Below are 12498 nucleotides of genomic sequence, written 5' to 3'. Positions count from 1 at the left end.
GCGACCCGGGGCCCTGGCGGGCGCTCAACGCCGCCCTGGCCGCGGCGCTCCCGCGCGACGCGGTGGTCGCCGGGGACAGCTCCCAGGTCACCTACTACGGCACCGTCCACCACTGGCCGGTCTCGCGGCCGTCGCAGCTGCTGTACCCGGTGGTCTACGCCACGCTCGGGTACGGCCTGCCCGCGGCGATCGGCGCCAAGGTCGCCCGTCCCGACGCCCCCGTGATCGCCCTCGTCGGCGACGGCGCGCTGATGTTCTCCGTCGCCGAGCTCATGACCGCGGTCGAGCAGCGGCTGGCGCTGCCCGTGGTCGTCGTCGACAACGGCGGCTACGCGGAGATCCGCGAGGGCATGGACGCGCGCGGCATCGAGCGCCTGGCCGTCGACCTGGCCACCCCGGACTTCGCCGCGCTCGGCCGGGCCTTCGGCGCGCACGGCGTCCGGGCGCAGGGCGTGGCCGAGGTCGTGGACGCCGTCCTGGCCGCTCTGGAGGCGGACCGCCCGACCGTCGTGGCCGTGGACTCGCGCCTGCTGTGACGCCTGTGTGACGGTCGTGTTTCGTAGCGTCCACGAGGGTGTGCAGAGCCGATGATGGCGCCTCCTGAGGTGCGCCGGACCGGCGCCGGAACGGCGAGGAGATGGCGATGAGCTGGTCGATGACGGGTACCCGGCGAGGGGCGCTGCCCCGGGCGGTGGTGCTGGCCGCGGTGGTGGCCCTCACCGCGAGCGCGTGCGGCGGCGGTGGTGGCGACGACGAGCCGGCCGGCGGCGCGTCCTCGAGCGCGTCCGAGGCGCCCGCGGTCGAGGCCGACCCGGCGCTGACCGCGATGCTGCCCCAGGAGGTGCAGGACGCCGGCACGCTCGCCATCGGCACCGAGGCGCTCTACCCGCCGTACGAGTACCTCGACGAGGACGGCCAGACGATCATCGGACTGGACCCCGACCTCCTCGACGCGATCACCGGCAAGCTCGGCGTCGAGTACACGCTCACCGACACCGCCTTCGACGGGCTCCTGCCCGCCCTCGCCAGCGACCGGTTCGACCTCGTGGCCGCGGCCGTGTCCGACACCGCCGCCCGCCAGGCCGAGTACGACTTCGTCGACTACTTCCTGGCCGGCCAGGCGATCGTCGTGGCCGCGGGCAACCCCGAGGGCATCACCGGCGTCGAGGACCTGTGCGGCAAGGCCGTGTCGGTGCTGACCTCCTCCGCCCAGGAGGCGCTGCTGACCCAGTTCAACGCCGACCAGTGCGCGTCCTCCCCGATCGAGGTCACCGCGCTGCCCAACGACCAGGACGCGCTGCTGCAGGTGCAGAGCGGCCGCGCGGTGGCGAGCTTCACGCAGGAGCCCGTCGGCCGCTACAACGCCGCGCAGATCGCCGGCGGGAGCGCCTTCGAGGTGGCCAACACCGAGACGCTGTTCCCCAACCCCCTCGGGTTCGTCTTCACCAAGGAGGACACCGCGCTCCGCGACGCCTTCCAGGCGGCGCTGCAGGCCCTCATCGACGACGGCACCTACGCCGAGGTCCTCGAGTCCCGCGACCTGGGCAGCGGAGCGGTGGACGAGGCGACGATCAACGCGGGCACCTCGTGAGCGCAGCGCCGGCAGCACCGCAGGGCGACGCCATCCCCTCGCGGGGGGTGCCGCTGACGGCGGTGCCGGTGCGCCACTGGGGGCAGTGGGTGGCGGCCGCCGTCCTGCTGGTGCTGCTGGCGCTGCTCGTGCGGGCGGTCGCGGCCAACGAGGTCATCCAGTGGGACGTCATCGGTGACCGGCTCTTCCAGCCCGTGATCCTGCGCGGCCTGGTCACGACGATCTGGCTCACCGTGGCGAGCATGGTGCTCGGCGTCGTCGGCGGGGTGCTCGTCGCGGTGGCGCGCCTGTCCGACAACCTCCTGCTGTCGTCGCTGAGCCGGGCCTACACGTGGGTCTTCCGCGGCACGCCGGTGCTCGTGCAGATCCTCCTGTGGTTCAACCTCGCGCTGTTCTTCCCGCGCCTGGGCATCGGCTCCCTCAGCGTCTCCACGAACGACCTCGTCACCCCGTTCGGGGCGGCGCTGCTGGCCCTCGCGCTCAACGAGGCGGCCTACATGGCCGAGATCGTCCGGGCCGGGATCCTCGCGGTCGACCCCGGCCAGCGGGAGGCGGCGGAGGCCCTGAGCATGACCCGCGGCCTGGTGATGCGCCGCATCGTGCTCCCCCAGGCGATGCGGGTGATCATCCCGCCCACGGGCAACGAGCTCGTGACCCTGCTCAAGACCACCTCGCTGGTCGCCGTGATCGGCGCCGGCGACCTGCTCACCCGCGCCCAGGCCGTCGGCGCCACCGACTTCACCCGCATGGAGATGCTCATCGTCGCGAGCCTCTGGTACCTCGTGCTGACCTCGATCGCCAGCTCCGGCCAGATGCTGCTGGAGCGGCGGTTCGGCCGCGGCACCGCCCCGACCACCCGTCGCTCGGCGCTGGCGCGGCTCGCCGCCGACCTGCGCCCCGGGCGCACCCGCCGGGCCGCCTCGTGAGCCGGCCGCCGATGGTCGAGGCGCTGGCCGTCCACAAGTCCTTCGGGCACGTCGACGTCCTCAAGGGCGTCGACCTCGTCGTCGCCCCCGGCGAGGTGACCTGCCTGCTCGGGCCCTCGGGCTCGGGGAAGTCCACGCTCCTGCGCTGCCTCAACCACCTCGAGCGCGTCGACGCCGGCACGGTGCGGATCGACGGCGAGCTCGTCGGCTACCGCCTCAAGGGCGAGAAGCTCTACGAGCTGCGCTCGCACGAGGTCGCCGCGCAGCGGCGGCGCGTGGGCATGGTCTTCCAGCGCTTCAACCTCTTCCCGCACCTCACGGCCGCCCAGAACGTCATGGAGGCGCCCGTGCAGGTGCTGCGCCGCCCGCGGGGGCAGGCGCGCGCCGACGCCCAGGAGCTGCTGGCCCGGGTCGGCCTGGCCGACCTCGCGGACCGCTACCCCTCCCAGCTCTCCGGCGGGCAGCAGCAGCGGGTGGCGATCGCCCGCGCCCTGGCGATGGACCCGGCGCTCATGCTCTTCGACGAGCCCACCTCCGCCCTCGACCCCGAGCTCGTCGGCGAGGTGCTCGACGTCATGCGCGGCCTGGCCGCCGACGGGATGACGATGATCGTGGTCACCCACGAGATCGGCTTCGCCCGCGAGGTCGGCGACTCGGTGGTGTTCATGGACGGCGGGGTCGTCGTCGAGCGCGGGACGCCGGCCCAGGTGCTGGGGGCGCCCCAGCACGAGCGGACCCGGGCGTTCCTGGCCAAGGTCCTCTGAGACCTGCCAGGCTGCCCCCGTGGTGCTCGAGATCGCGCAGTTCGACATCGTCCCCGGCGCCGAGGAGGCGTTCGCGCAGGCCTACCGCCGCGCGAGCCACCTCGTCGCCGCGACGCCGGGGTGCCGCTCGATGCGCATGACGCGCGGGGTCGAGCAGCCCTCGCGCTTCGTGCTGCTCACCGAGTGGGACTCCGTCGAGGCCCACGAGGCCTTCCGCACCAGCGACCGGTTCGGGCCGTGGCGCGCCGAGGTCGGTCCGCACTTCGCGCAGGCGCCGGTCGTCGCGCACGTCGTCGACCTGCCGGGCTGAGCCGGCTCACCGCGCGCCGAGCCCCCCGCCGTCCACCGGCAGCGTCACGCCGGTGATGAACGAGGCGTCGTCCCCGGCGAGGAAGCAGATGGCGGCGGCCACCTCCTCGGGGCGGGCGAAGCGGCCCAGCAGGTTGGACGTGCGGGCGGCCTCCATCGCCGCGCGCGCCGCCTCGGGGTCCGCCGCGCCGGCCAGGTGCATCTCCGTGACCGTCCCGCCGGGCGCGACGGCGTTGACCCGCACGCCCCGGTCGGCGAAGGAGGCGGCCAGGGACTTCGTCAGCGACACGACGCCGGCCTTGGTGATGTCGTAGACCCAGCGGTTGGGGCGGGGCCCGAACTGGCCCTCCGAGGAGACGTTGACGATCGCCCCGCGCCCGGCGGTCAGCGGCTCGACCAGCCCGTGCACGAGCGCCGCGGCGCCCTTGAGGTTGACCCCCACGAGCAGGTCCCAGCCGGCGAGCCCGCCCTCGAGGAAGGGGCTGTCCGGGCGGCCGTCGACGTGGAGGACCCCCGCGCTGGCGACGAGGACGTGGATCGCCGGGTGGCGCTCGGCGAGCTCCGCGGCGGCCGCGGCGACGTCGTCGAGGTCGAGCAGGTCGAGGACGCGGTGCTCCGCGCTGCCGCCGGCCGCGGTGACCCGGTCGACGCTCGCCCGCGCCCCGGCGCCGTCACGGTCGAGGACGACGACGTGGTGCCCCTGCGCGGCCAGGCGCAGCGCGCACGCCCGGCCGATCCCGGACGCCCCGCCCGTCACCACGGCCACCCGGCCGTGGGAACGGGCGGGGCTCGGCGCGCCGTCCCGCTGGTGCCCGGTCGTGTTCAGGCTGCGGCCTCCAGGGCCGCGCTGAGCTCGGCCATGAACGCGGCCGCGGCGTCCTCGACGCTCGTGCCGCCGAGGGCGATGCTGTCGTAGGCGCGGGTGAAGCCCAGCTCGAAGTTGGCCTGGTACCCGGGCGGGTAGACCACCGACGGCGGGTCGTTCGCGACGATGTCCTGGAACAGCTCCAGCTCGTGGCGCTTGAGCTCCGGCAGGTCGGGGCTCTCCAGCTGCGCCTGCAGGTGCCGGGTGTTGAGCGCACCGCCGTTGTTCGAGGCGAACAGGGCCGCGCCCTCGTCGTCGTTGGTCCAGAAGTCGATGAACGCGGCGGCGGTCGGCACGTTGTCGCAGTTCACCGGGATCGAGAAGCCGGACGTGAAGAGGACGTTGCCCGAGCCCTCCTCGCCGGAGGGCATGGCCACGGTGGTCAGCTGCTGCCCCGTCCCGGTGCCGTCGAGCGTCGCCTGCGCGGGGGTCAGGGCGTTGCCGGGCAGGCTGTCGAGCATGGCGCTGCCCTGGGCGACGTAGCGCTGCTCGCTCTGGACCGGCTGCTCCGCGTGCTGCTCGGCGGTGTTGGTGGCGCCCGCGGCGCGCAGGTCCTCCCAGAAGGTCCAGAAGTCCACGAGGGTCTGCTCGTCGAAGGCGACCTCGCTGCCGTCGAACAGCTCCTCGCCCTGGCCGCGGACCCACGCGATGAACCAGTTCGGGCGTCCGCCGCCGAGGTCGGCCGCCGCCACGCCGGGCGGCAGGCCGGCCTGCGCCTCCGTGAGGTACGCCCCGAGGTCGTCCCAGTCGTAGCCCTCCTCGGGCAGCCCGACCCCGGCCTGCTCGGCGAGCGTGGCGTTGATGGTGACCCCGTCGTAGGCGGCGCCGTAGGGGATCATGTAGAGCTTGCCGTCGAGGCCGCGCCCGGTGTCGAGGACGTCCTCGGGGATGTCGCTGACGTCGATCGCGCCGGACTCGATCATCGGGTCGAGGTCGAGCAGGACGCCCTTGGTGCTGTAGTCGTTGAGCTGGCGGCCCTGGGTCTGGGTGACGCAGGGCAGGTTGCCGCTGGAGGCCTGGACGTTCAGCCGCTCCCAGTAGGCCGCGAAGTCGGCGAACTCCGACTCCACGGTCACCCCCGGGTTGGCCTCGGCGAACAGCGCCGCCACCCCGTCGGTCAGCTCGACCCGGGTCCCGGCGCCCCAGTACGCCAGGCGGATGTCGCCGGCGACCTTCCCCGTGCCGTCGACGACGGGGGCGTCCTCCTCGGCGTCCCCGACCGACGTCCCTCCGCCGCACGCGGTCAGCGCGAGCCCGCAGGCCCCCACCGCCGCCACCAGGGCGGCCCGCCGCCGCCGCGACCCTGCGTGGTGCATGAACATCATCGTCCCCACCTCTGCACATCGGACCGCTCGCCGTCGAGCGGTGCTCTCCTCGGGCGTCCGGCGGCTGCGGGGCCGCCGGGTCGTGCGGGCGCCGGTCGAACCGGCGCCGGATCGGGTGCGGCTACTGCACCGTGTCGTCGAGGGGCCAGCCGAGGGTCTCGTAGTACTGGCGGCGGATCCTCTTGTCGTTCTCCAGCTCCTGGCGGCCGTACTTGGCGACCTCGACGGCCCGCTCGACCGGCACGACGATCACGCCGTCGGCGTCGCCGACGACGATGTCGCCCTGCCGCACGGCCACGTCGCCGAGCGCGACCGGCTGCTTGACGTCGGCGAACTCGATGCGGCCCTGGGTCATCGCCTGGGAGCGGTAGCGGGCGAAGATCGGGACGCCCTGCTGGATGCACTCGCGGCTGTCGCGCACGCCGCCGGAGGTCACGACGCCGGCCGCGCCCTGCACGTGCCAGCCGAGGGAGTTGTTCGACCCGACCTCGCCCACGTTGAGGTCGGCGCCCTCGATGACCACGACGTCACCGGGGCGCAGGTCCTGCTTCCAGCCCTTGGAGGTGTTGACCTCGGTGTACCAGTAGTCGTAGGCCCACTCGGTGTACTCCTCCGGCGTCATCACCGGAGCCGCCTTGTCGCTGGGCCGCGAGCGCACCGTGAAGGCCCGCCCCAGCAGGCTCATCTCGTCCGTGAGCGGGCGGATCTCCCGCGTGACCGAGCCGCGGTGCGGCAGCCCGACCCAGTCCATGCCGTCGCGCACGTCGGCCACCCGCAGCCCGCGGAAGAGCTCCAGGACGTCGTCCTCAGCCATGCTCACACCCTCGTGATCGCGACGGGTCTCCGTGCAGGCCACCGCAGTGGTACGACGAGCAGCGGCACCGCTGCGAGCGTTTCCGATCCGATCGGATCCGTCGTCCCTGACCCTGGCAGGGAGCCGCGCACGGCGTCAAGGGCCCGTCCGCGCGCCGCGCCGGCACCCCGCCCCGAGCGGCCGGAGGCCGCGGAGCATGCTGTCCGCGCTGAGCGGCCGTCCGCGCCGCCGGCGAGGAGACGACGATGGCCACACCCGTGGCTGCTGGTCCGAGCACCCCCGCGTCCGCGACCGGCACCCGGCTCCAGCGCCTGCGCGCCTGGCTCCTGGACGACGCCGCCGGGAGCGCGGCCCAGCACCCCGGGCCCCACCGCCGCCCGACCGACGAGGCCGGCCACCCGTGGTGGAAGGTCATGTGCCTGACCGGCGTCGACTACTTCTCCACCCTGGGCTACCAGCCGGGCATCGCCTTCCTCGCCGCCGGGGTGCTCTCGCCGCTCGCGACGCTGGTGCTCGTCGGGCTCACGCTCCTCGGAGCCCTGCCGGTGTACCGGCGGGTGGCCCAGGAGAGCCCGCACGGCGAGGGCTCGATCGCGATGCTCGAGCGGGTGCTGCCGTGGTGGGGCGGGAAGGTCTTCGTGCTGGTCCTGCTGGGCTTCGCGGCGACCGACTTCCTCATCACGATGACGCTGTCGGCGGCCGACGCCACGGCCCACCTGGTGGAGAACCCCTTCGTGCCCGAGGCGCTGGCCGGCCACGAGGTCGGCGTCACCCTCGTGCTGCTCGCCGCGCTGGGCGCCGTCTTCCTGCGCGGCTTCTCCGAGGCCATCGGCGTCGCCGTGGTGCTGGTGAGCGCCTTCCTCGCGCTGAACGCCGTGGTCGTCGTCGTCGGGGTCGTGCACCTGCTCACCGAGCCCGACCTGGTCGCGGACTGGTCGCGCGCGCTGACGCTGCAGTACGCCGACCCCTTCACCGCCATCGGCTTCGCCCTGCTGGCCTTCCCCAAGCTCGCCCTGGGCCTGTCGGGCTTCGAGACCGGGGTCGCCGTCATGCCGCAGGTGCGCGGAGAGCGCGGAGAGACCGAGGACCGCCCGACCGGCCGGATCGCGGGGACCCGCCGCCTGCTGACCACGGCCGCGCTGATCATGAGCGTGTTCCTCGTCGCGTGCAGCGTGGTGACCACGGTGCTCATCCCCGCCGAGGCCTTCGAGTCCGGGGGCAGCGCCAACGGGCGGGCGATGGCCTACCTCGCCCACCACTACCTCGGGGAGGTCGGCGGCAGCGCCTACGACGTCGCGAGCATCGCCATCCTGTGGTTCGCCGGGGCCTCGGCGATGGCGGGGCTGCTCAACCTCGTGCCCCGCTACCTGCCCCGCTACGGCATGGCCCCGCGCTGGTCGCGCGCGGTGCGCCCGCTCGTGCTGCTGCTCACCGCCGTCGCCTTCTTCGTCACCTGGGTCTTCGAGGCGGACGTCGACGCCCAGGCCGGGGCCTACGCGACCGGCGTCCTCGTGCTCATGACGTCGGCCGCCGTGGCCGTGACGCTCTCGGCGCACCGCCGCGGGCAGCGCCGGGCGCGCCTGGGCTTCGGGGTGATCGCAGCGGTCTTCGCCTACACCACGGTGGCCAACGTCGTGGAGCGCCCGGACGGCGTGAGGATCGCCGCCTGCTTCATCGCGGCGATCCTCGTGGTCTCCCTCCTCTCGCGCGCCCGGCGCGCCTTCGAGGTGCGCGCGAGCGCGGTGGGCTACGACGCCACCGCCCAGCAGTTCCTCGACGACGCCGCGGCCTCCGGGGTCCTGCACGTCATCGCCCACGAGCCCCCGGAGCCGGGCACCGCGCCGGGCGAGCAGGAGCGCGAGTACGAGGAGAAGCTGCGGCAGGTGCGCGAGGACGTGCACGTGCCGTCCGGCGACCCCGTGCTCTTCCTCGAGGTCACCGTCACCGACGCGTCGGAGTTCGAGACCGAGCTGGTCGTCCGCGGGCGCGAGCGCGGCGGGCACCGGGTGCTGGAGGTGACCAGCGCCGCGGTGGCCAACACCATCGCGGCGGTGCTGCTCGACCTGCGCGACCGCACCGGCCTGCTGCCCGGCGTCTACTTCAGCTGGACCGAGGGCGACCCCCTGCGCAACATGCTGCGCTTCCTCTTCGTGGGGGACGGCGAGGTGGCGCCGGTCACCCGCGAGGTGCTGCGCGAGGCCGAGCCGGACCCGGCGCGCCGCCCGCGCGTGCACGTCGGCTGAGGGGCGCACCCGGAGGATGGGCCCATGACGGTCGTCGACAACGCGGTCTACGTGGACGGGCGGCGCGTCGCCGACCCGCCGTCGCTGCAGGCCACGTACGAGCTGGTGCGCGAGCGCGGCGGGATGGCGTGGATCGGGCTCTACCGCCCCGACCACGCCGAGGTGCTCTCCGTGGCCGGCGAGTTCGGGATCCACCCGCTCGCGGTCGAGGACACGGTCAACGCCCACCAGCGTCCCAAGCTCGAGCGCTACGACGGCGTCCTGTTCACCGTCCTGCGGCCGGCCCGGTACGTCGACGCCGAGGAGCGCGTGGAGTTCGGCGAGGTCCACGTCGCCATCGGCGCCGACTTCGTCGTCACCGTCCGGCACGCCGAGTCCCCCGACCTCGCTCGGGTCCGCCGGCGCCTGGAGTCCACCCCCGACCTCCTGCGCCTGGGCCCGCAGGCGGTGCTCTACGCCGTCCTGGACCAGGTCGTGGACGAGTACGCCCCGGTGGTGGCGGGCCTGGAGAACGACATCGACGAGATCGAGGACCAGGTCTTCGGCGGCGACCCCGAGGTCTCCCGCCGCATCTACGAGCTGCTGCGGGAGGTGGTGGAGTTCCAGCGCGCGACCCACCCGCTGCTGGGGGTGCTCCAGGCCCTCGAGGCCGGGTCGGGCACCTACGGCGTCGGCGAGGAGCTGCAGCGGTACCTGCGCGACGTGCAGGACCACACCACCCGGGTCGTCGAGCGCGCCGACGCCTTCCGGGTGCTGCTCCAGAACATCCTCACCGTCAACGCGACGCTGGTCGGCCAGCGCCAGAACGAGGAGACCCAGCGCCTGACCGAGGCCAGCCTGCTCCAGAACGAGGAGGTCAAGCGCATCTCCTCCTGGGCCGCGATCCTCTTCGCCCCCACCCTCGTCGGCACCGTCTACGGCATGAACTTCACGCACATGCCCGAGCTGGACTGGCGGCTGGGCTACCCCTTCGCCCTGGCGCTGATGCTGCTCTGCGGCCTCGGCCTCCACGCCGCGTTCCGGCGCCGCGGCTGGCTCTGACACCCGGGCCCACCCACGGGCACCACGGATCCGATACGATCCGACTCCGCGCCGCAGGTGCCGCGGAGTCAGGGGACCGCTGTGGACAGGACCTTCCGGATCGGGCTGGTCGGCACCGGCTGGGTCGCGCACCAGCACGTCGCCGGCTACCGGGCCGTGCTCGGGGAGCGCGCGCAGGTCGTCGCGGCGTGCGACCCCCGCGCCGACGTGCTCGCCGAGTTCGCCGACCGCTACGGCGTCCCCGGCCGCTACACCGACGCGGCGCGGATGCTCGCCGAGGCCGACCTCGACGTCCTCGTCCTGCTCACCCCGCCGGAGGTGCGCGACGAGGTGCTCGACCCGGCCTTCGCCGCGGGCGTGCACGTGCTCGTGGAGAAGCCGTTCGGCCAGGACGCCGTCCGCGCGGCCGGGTACGTGGCAGCGGCCGAGCGGGCCGGCGTCCACCTCGCGGTGGGCCAGAACTTCCGCTGGTTCCCCGAGCACCAGTGGATGCACGAGCGCCTGGGCGACCCGCGCCTGGGCGCGCTGCGCTCGCTGGAGGCCCGCTGCTTCCAGGACCGCCCCCAGGCGCCGGGGGTGTGGCGCGCGGCCCAGCAGCGGCTGGAGATGGCCATCTTCAGCGTGCACCTCATCGACCGCCTGCAGTGGATGGCCGCCGCGGCGCCGGTGGCGGTCTCGGCCGTCACCCGCCGCGACGAGGCCGGCGACCTGCCCGGCGAGCAGTCCACGCACCTGCTCGTGCAGTTCGACGGCGGCGTGGTCGCCTCGATGACCTCCACCTGGATGGCCCGCGGGCTGCCCGAGAGCACGATGCGCGCCGACCTCTCCGGGGGCAGCGTCAGCGTCCACCGCGCGGGCCCGATGTCCGGGGACGCCAGCGGCGCGGTGCAGCTCCACGGCGCCGAGCCGGCGTGCGTGGCCTTCCCCGACCACGACGAGCCCGCGCACGGCCCCCGCACCTACGGGCACGGGCTGGCCGCGCTGCTGGACGCGGTCGAGGGCGGGTACGAGGCCCCGCACAGCGGGCGCGACAACCTCCGCACCATGGGGATCATGGACGCCGCCTACCTCTCGGCCTCCCGCGGCGGCGCCCTGGTGGACGTCGCCGAGGTCATGGCGGCCACGGGGGTCACGGGGGTCACGGGGGTCACGGGGTGAGCGAACCTCCGGTCGGCGTCGGGCTCGTCGGGCTCGGCAACAGCGGCTGGCACTACCACGCGGACGCCGTCCTCAGCCGGTCACCCGGCTTCGCGCTCGCGGCGGTCTGCTCCCGCAGCGAGGCGCGCGCCCGCGCCGCGGCGGCCCGGTTCGGCGGGACGCCGTCCACCGACTGGCGCCGCGTGCTCGAGGACCCCGCCGTCGAGCTCGTCGTCCTCGCGCTGCCCCACCACCTGCACCGCGAGGTCGCGGTGGCCGCGGCGCAGGCGGGCAAGCACGTGCTCGTGGAGAAGCCGATGGCCACGACGGCGGCCGACGCCGACGCGATGACCGCCGCCGCGGAGCGGGCCGGCGTGCTCCTGGCCGTCCACCAGCAGCGGCGGTGGGAGCCGGACTTCGTGGCCCTGCGCGCCCTGGTCGAGGACGGCGCCGTGGGCGAGCCGCGGATCGTGGAGGTGACCCGCAGCCACGCCGGGCGCTACCGGACGACGGGGCCGGACTCCCCCCACACCGGCGACGCCGTGCTGCCGTGGGCCCACGAGCGCGCGAGCGGCGGCGGGGTGTCCTGGGTGATCGGCCCGCACCCGGTGGACCACCTGCTCCAGCTCGCCGGCTCCCCCGCCACCCGCGTGGCCGGGCGGACGACGACCGCGCCCGGCGACGACGTGGAGGACCACCTGGGGATGGACGTGCGCTTCGCCTCGGGGGTGCTCGGGCGCGTCGACGTCCACCGCCGCCCCGGGATCGCGCTGCCGCGCTTCACCGTGTTCGGCACCCGCGGCACGCTCCTCGCCCGCAGCGGCACCGCCGTGGAGGTGCACCCCTTCGACGCCGAGCCGTGGGTCGTCGACGGGCTCGCACCCCCCGGTCGGCACGGCGAGGAGGTCTACGCCGGCCTGCACGCCGCGATCCGCCGCGGCGGCCCGCTGCCGGTCACCGCGGCGCAGGGCCGGGACGTCGTCGCGCTGATCGAGCTCGCGCTGGCCTCGGCGGCCCGCGGCGGTGAGCAGGTGGCCTGCGAGCCCGGCCCCCCGCATGCTGGGGGCGTGAGCGAGCGCACCCGAGCAGCGGCCGGACCGAGCAGCGGAGCGGCGTCGTGACCGCCCTGGAGGCCGTCCCGGCCATCCGCGAGGCCCTGGTGCGGCACGTGCACGCGGCCAGCGGCGCCGGCAGCGACGGGGAGCGGCGCCACCACGCCGACGTCGCCACCGGGCTGACCCTGGCCCTGCGGATCCTCACCGACGCGGCCGACACCACGCCCGCGCTCGGCATCGCCGACCGGGCGGGCCTGCCCGCCGGCGCCGAGGCGCAGGCCCGGGCCTGGCTCGGCGACGACGCCGACGCGCTGCTGGGCTCCGCGCAGGAGGTCGCCGTGGCCGAGGAGCCCGAGCGCGGCGTCCAGCCCGGCACGGAGGAGGGCCTGCCCCGGCCGGTCGAGGGCCGGGACGTCCACGACCTCTGA

General features: G+C 74.8%; 13 protein-coding genes. 10 read left to right on the top strand and 3 right to left on the bottom strand.

The window, feature by feature from the left end:
• From AC5FZL_RS05670 to AC5FZL_RS05650, 5 genes are all read left to right on the top strand, one after another.
• On the top strand, nucleotides 1-536 hold a 536-nt coding region (locus AC5FZL_RS05670), incomplete at its 5' end, for a thiamine pyrophosphate-dependent enzyme (protein ID WP_493617597.1).
• Nucleotides 537-643: 107 nt separating this feature from the next.
• Nucleotides 644-1591, top strand: a complete 948-nt coding sequence (locus AC5FZL_RS05665) for an ABC transporter substrate-binding protein (RefSeq protein WP_493617596.1) — start codon at nucleotides 644-646, stop codon at nucleotides 1589-1591.
• A complete protein-coding gene (locus AC5FZL_RS05660) occupies nucleotides 1588-2517 on the top strand; it encodes an amino acid ABC transporter permease (RefSeq protein WP_493617595.1) in 930 nt (309 codons plus the stop codon). The genes AC5FZL_RS05665 and AC5FZL_RS05660 overlap by 4 nt, the downstream gene beginning before the upstream one ends.
• A gap of 11 nt (nucleotides 2518-2528) precedes the next feature.
• On the top strand, nucleotides 2529-3281 hold the full coding sequence (locus AC5FZL_RS05655; protein WP_493617598.1) for an amino acid ABC transporter ATP-binding protein: 753 nt from the start codon (nucleotides 2529-2531) through the stop codon (nucleotides 3279-3281).
• A gap of 19 nt (nucleotides 3282-3300) precedes the next feature.
• Nucleotides 3301-3591, top strand: coding sequence for an antibiotic biosynthesis monooxygenase family protein (locus AC5FZL_RS05650; RefSeq protein WP_493617594.1), 291 nt, complete (start codon nucleotides 3301-3303; stop codon nucleotides 3589-3591).
• 6 nt (nucleotides 3592-3597) lie between these two features.
• Here AC5FZL_RS05650 and AC5FZL_RS05645 read toward each other — a convergent pair whose 3' ends face one another.
• From AC5FZL_RS05645 to AC5FZL_RS05635, 3 genes are all read right to left on the bottom strand, one after another.
• Nucleotides 3598-4356 (bottom strand): SDR family NAD(P)-dependent oxidoreductase, encoded by a 759-nt coding sequence (locus AC5FZL_RS05645; RefSeq protein ID WP_493617593.1) that lies wholly within the window; start codon nucleotides 4354-4356, stop codon nucleotides 3598-3600.
• A 56-nt stretch (nucleotides 4357-4412) separates the two neighbouring features.
• Nucleotides 4413-5771, bottom strand: a complete 1359-nt coding sequence (locus AC5FZL_RS05640) for an ABC transporter substrate-binding protein (protein ID WP_493617592.1) — start codon at nucleotides 5769-5771, stop codon at nucleotides 4413-4415.
• A gap of 130 nt (nucleotides 5772-5901) precedes the next feature.
• On the bottom strand, nucleotides 5902-6594 hold the full coding sequence (locus AC5FZL_RS05635; RefSeq protein WP_493617591.1) for an RraA family protein: 693 nt from the start codon (nucleotides 6592-6594) through the stop codon (nucleotides 5902-5904).
• Nucleotides 6595-6839: 245 nt separating this feature from the next.
• Between AC5FZL_RS05635 and AC5FZL_RS05630 the strand changes: the two genes are divergently transcribed.
• The 5 genes from AC5FZL_RS05630 to AC5FZL_RS05610 all read left to right on the top strand — a co-directional run bounded on the left by AC5FZL_RS05630 (nucleotide 6840) and on the right by AC5FZL_RS05610 (nucleotide 12498).
• Nucleotides 6840-8837 carry an APC family permease gene (locus AC5FZL_RS05630; protein ID WP_493617590.1) on the top strand — a complete coding sequence of 666 codons (1998 nt, stop codon included), beginning with the start codon at nucleotides 6840-6842 and terminating at the stop codon, nucleotides 8835-8837.
• A gap of 24 nt (nucleotides 8838-8861) precedes the next feature.
• Nucleotides 8862-9878: a magnesium/cobalt transporter CorA gene (gene corA / locus AC5FZL_RS05625; protein ID WP_493617589.1), complete on the top strand. Its 1017-nt coding sequence runs from the start codon at nucleotides 8862-8864 to the stop codon at nucleotides 9876-9878.
• An 81-nt stretch (nucleotides 9879-9959) separates the two neighbouring features.
• Nucleotides 9960-11036: a Gfo/Idh/MocA family protein gene (locus tag AC5FZL_RS05620; RefSeq protein ID WP_493617588.1), complete on the top strand. Its 1077-nt coding sequence runs from the start codon at nucleotides 9960-9962 to the stop codon at nucleotides 11034-11036.
• On the top strand, nucleotides 11033-12136 hold the full coding sequence (locus AC5FZL_RS05615; protein WP_493617587.1) for a Gfo/Idh/MocA family protein: 1104 nt from the start codon (nucleotides 11033-11035) through the stop codon (nucleotides 12134-12136). The genes AC5FZL_RS05620 and AC5FZL_RS05615 overlap by 4 nt, the downstream gene beginning before the upstream one ends.
• Nucleotides 12133-12498, top strand: coding sequence for a hypothetical protein (locus tag AC5FZL_RS05610; protein ID WP_493617586.1), 366 nt, complete (start codon nucleotides 12133-12135; stop codon nucleotides 12496-12498). Before AC5FZL_RS05615 ends, AC5FZL_RS05610 begins: the two co-directional genes overlap by 4 nt.

It is taken from the genome of Quadrisphaera sp. DVD1 (genome assembly GCF_058932755.1).
The sequence above is the reverse complement of the archived record's forward strand: the minus strand, read 5'-3'. Positions and strand labels throughout refer to the sequence as shown.